The following is a 3271-nucleotide window of genomic DNA, read 5'->3' as shown; positions in this document are numbered from 1 at the left end:
GTACGAATGTTTGTGAACCTTATTGGCTCTCCGCACACCAGCTCGCGGCGCCGCCAATGCACCACTGAGTCAATCTGCTAATGACGGTCTCCGCGCGATCAATCGATCAATCGATCAATCGATCAATCCATCCTCGCTCGCTCGGGAGTTATGCACCCGCACGTCCTGAGGTGCCATACCATAGGCGCGTCTAAAGGCACGTGTGAAGTCGGACGCGCTCGTAAAGCCGTGGGCATACGCGACGTCCTTGACGGGCACTCCCGGCCACGCGACCAGTTCGCGGGCGGCAGCGCGCAAGCGGACGTGTCTGATGTACGCGGCGAGGCCGCCGTCATGCTGAAAAAGTCGGTACACCGTTGGTCTGGAAAGACCAAGCGATTCCACGACGTTGTCAGGCGAGAGGCTGTCATCATGCAGGTTCTCGCGTACGTAGCGCCGCGCCTGATCGAATGCGATCGCACGTCCAAGCGACGACTTGCTGCCTTTCAACCCCGCCTGGTCGGCGAACGCATCCGCGATCAGTAGCACCAGTTCCCGCAGTACGCGGTGCGCATCACCTGCAGCCATGTGGTGGATCTGCGCAGCGAGTGACATGACGCTGTCCGTGAGAAAGCGCACGACCGGCAGGAGGGGCGAGAGCATGCGCCCATGTAGCGCCGATGGGTCCGGAAAAACGTCGCACAGCAACAGGCCTGGAAGGAAGATCGTCACGTGCCGGCAGGCGGCTCGCCTGAACTGCATTGGCTGGTCGAGGTCGATCGCGAAGATGCCGCCCTCGAGCGCCGGGTCAGTGCGCTTTTTGCCGGCGTAGATAAGCTCGTTGTCGGGCGCGCGGTCGAAGAATATGTGGAACACGATGCTGCGAGCGTCGTCCCTGGAAATTCTCGCGATCGTGCGGTCCTGCGTGATGCGATCAGTGTAGCAGTCCGCGAAAAGGAATTCGCCCACGGCATAGCGGTCGATCCGGCCGCGAAACGGCTGTCCACGTCTATCGCGCGTTGTTAGCAGGTCGACGACACCGATCATTCGATCGCACCATGCGCCGAGCTGCTGATGAGCGGGCAGCGCGCATACATCGAACCGCTGATGTGAAATCTCGAGTTGGTGAGCTGGCTCCAGTACAACAGGCAGGTCCAGATAATGTGTCTTCACGATGGACATGAATAAGTCTCAGTACGTCAGCGGCGGCGCCCCGCACTCGCTGTCGCGCGCGGTCAAGCAGAGTATCACGCGGCATCCGACCGAGCGCTTATCGTGTGAAGACGGCCTTTCCCCGCGTGCGGCCGTCGATCATCTCGGCGATCGCCGCACGAGCCTCCGTCATCGGCACGACAGCGCCTTCCTCCGGTTAGATTTCTTTACAGATGATGAACTGCGTCATGGCTTTCATCTCTTCAAGCGTGCTCATGATGGCGCCGCACATGCCGATCTGCTCGACAAAGATGCGAAGCAGATCGGTTTCCGCTGCACGGCCGGTCGTCACCCCGTTGACCACCACGACGCCGCCGCGTGTGACCGCCCTCAGGCTGTCCGTCCAGGTCACGGTCCCGATGTTGTCGACGATTGCCCAGCGCGGCGCGGCAACTGATCGCCGTGGTGGGATATACGGTTGGCGCCGAGGCGCTCGCCGATCGCGGCACCCCCGTCATTGCGCGTCGTGACCCACACCGCGAAGCAAGCAGTACGGCCCACCTGAATGAGTGCAGTCGATATGCCGCCCGAAGCGCCCTGCGCCAGCAAGGACGGTGGACGCTGCGCTCGTACTCTGCCGCCGTTGACCGGGGCGCTCTCGCGAACTTTCATCACGTATCACATATGAGGCGAAGTGCCACGAGGGCTGGCTCTCGCGGAAACGGTGTACGTCAGCCAGAAGCGAGGCGTCGATGCGAGCCAGCCCACGGATAGCTCGAAGCCGATCTAGTTCTGTCACAAATCGGGAAACAGGGCACCCACCACCCGGTGCCAAGCCAAAATTAGGATGCTGGAACGCGTCGTGCTTGCCAAACCTGGTGCCTCTTCTTCCATCGCACTCGGGAGATCTGCCATGCAAACCGGACTTACCACGGGTTTTTCGCACGTCAAGCCGCAGGACACGTCATTCACGCGCACTGGGCTGCGCTATTTCTTTGTCTATCGTGATCTGGAAATCGTGAGGGTCACAGGTGGTCACGCAACTTTTTAGGGCAAATCTTGCGCCGAAGTTGGGCGCGGGCTGGCACCGGCATGAGGCAGATTTTCATATCGTCAGCATGCTCAAAGACTGGGCGCGCTTCGTGTACGGCGACAAGGAAACGCTCGTCGAAGCGGGCGATTGCGTGCATCAGGCGCCGTCCTCTTCGAACACGAGCCAGACATCGAGTACATCAAAATCGTGAGCCCTGCCGAATTCAAATCGGTAGACGAGGAACCGCCGCGGCGCCCTAGTAAGTATAAAGCGGCAAAAAGCGACACCCTGACGCATGTACAAGCTTGCCGCTGCACGTACAGTCGATATGTCCGCCGACTGCTGCAGCAGATCACGAAGCCACGAACACGACCGGAGAAATTCATGCGAATCACGCTCCATCTCGGCACTTTCGACCGTCTTGACCCGAATGCCTATGCGATCCTTTGGCTCGACAACGACACCCACAAGTGGTCGCGCGAAGGTCATGCCGGCCTCCAATTTCCCGACTGGGGAAAGCTGCGGGTCGATGAGCGCGGTACGGTGGTGTGCGATCAGCATGATGCGCGCCCCCTGTTCATCCTCGACGGCCTCGCCATGGAAGCCCAAACTGGCCCGTTCGAGGGGGAATCGGGCGAGGCACTCTGGTGCTGCACTGAACGCGAAAGCGGATCAAGCGTTGTTGGGCACTGGCACGTGCAGTGCGTCGACAAGGACTCCGTGCTTGCCGAGCACAGCGTGTTCGCTGAGGACGAGATCTGACCTCGGGGCGCTCAGCCGTCTGACGTCGCAATCTTTCCACATTCGGTATCGTGGGTGGAGGTGCTATGGGATTGATGTGCAAGAAGATAAGTAGCTCGAATATATTCGAACCACCCGTAATAATACGAAATTTGTCAAAGCTATTTTCAGATGTCCGAAGCGGACATCTGAAAATAGCCTGAACAAGATGAAATTTCGGCAATTGTTTTTATGTCAAATCACACGGTGTTTCACCGAAGCACTGCACATCGACATGCATTCAGGACAAACATTCGAAGCGGCCGCAGGGACAAGCCTGGTCCCGTCACTGGTTCATTGAAGAGGAAGCTGGTCAGCAAGACATAT

Annotated in this window: 3 protein-coding genes and 1 pseudogene; 2 read left to right on the top strand and 2 right to left on the bottom strand. The window is 59.1% G+C overall.

The window, feature by feature from the left end:
- Window positions 1-114: 114 nt before the first annotated feature.
- Entirely contained in the window at window positions 115-1161 is a 1047-nt protein-coding gene (locus tag U5A57_RS41080) for an AraC family transcriptional regulator (RefSeq protein ID WP_321918040.1), read from the bottom strand.
- A gap of 187 nt (window positions 1162-1348) precedes the next feature.
- On the bottom strand, window positions 1349-1543 hold the full coding sequence (locus U5A57_RS41075) for a hypothetical protein (protein WP_321918038.1): 195 nt from the start codon (window positions 1541-1543) through the stop codon (window positions 1349-1351).
- Between the two features lie 501 nt (window positions 1544-2044).
- Here U5A57_RS41075 and U5A57_RS41070 point away from each other — a divergent pair.
- A pseudogene (locus U5A57_RS41070) lies at window positions 2045-2413 on the top strand (cupin); the annotation flags it as partial.
- Between the two features lie 135 nt (window positions 2414-2548).
- A complete protein-coding gene (locus tag U5A57_RS41065) occupies window positions 2549-2926 on the top strand; it encodes a DUF3564 family protein (protein WP_321918041.1) in 378 nt (125 codons plus the stop codon).
- Window positions 2927-3271 lie beyond the last annotated feature (345 nt).

The sequence above is a fragment of the Paraburkholderia sp. J11-2 genome, from assembly GCF_905220185.1.
Classification (GTDB): domain Bacteria; phylum Pseudomonadota; class Gammaproteobacteria; order Burkholderiales; family Burkholderiaceae; genus Paraburkholderia.
This window is presented reverse-complemented; position numbering and strand designations above follow the sequence as displayed.

Bases quoted from the DNA above. Each gene is read 5' to 3' on its own strand.
- U5A57_RS41065 (WP_321918041.1), top strand. From the start codon at position 2,549: ATGCGAATCACGCTCCATCTCGGCACTTTCGACCGTCTTGACCCGAAT.
- U5A57_RS41080 (WP_321918040.1), bottom strand. From the start codon at position 1,161: ATGTCCATCGTGAAGACACATTATCTGGACCTGCCTGTTGTACTGGAG.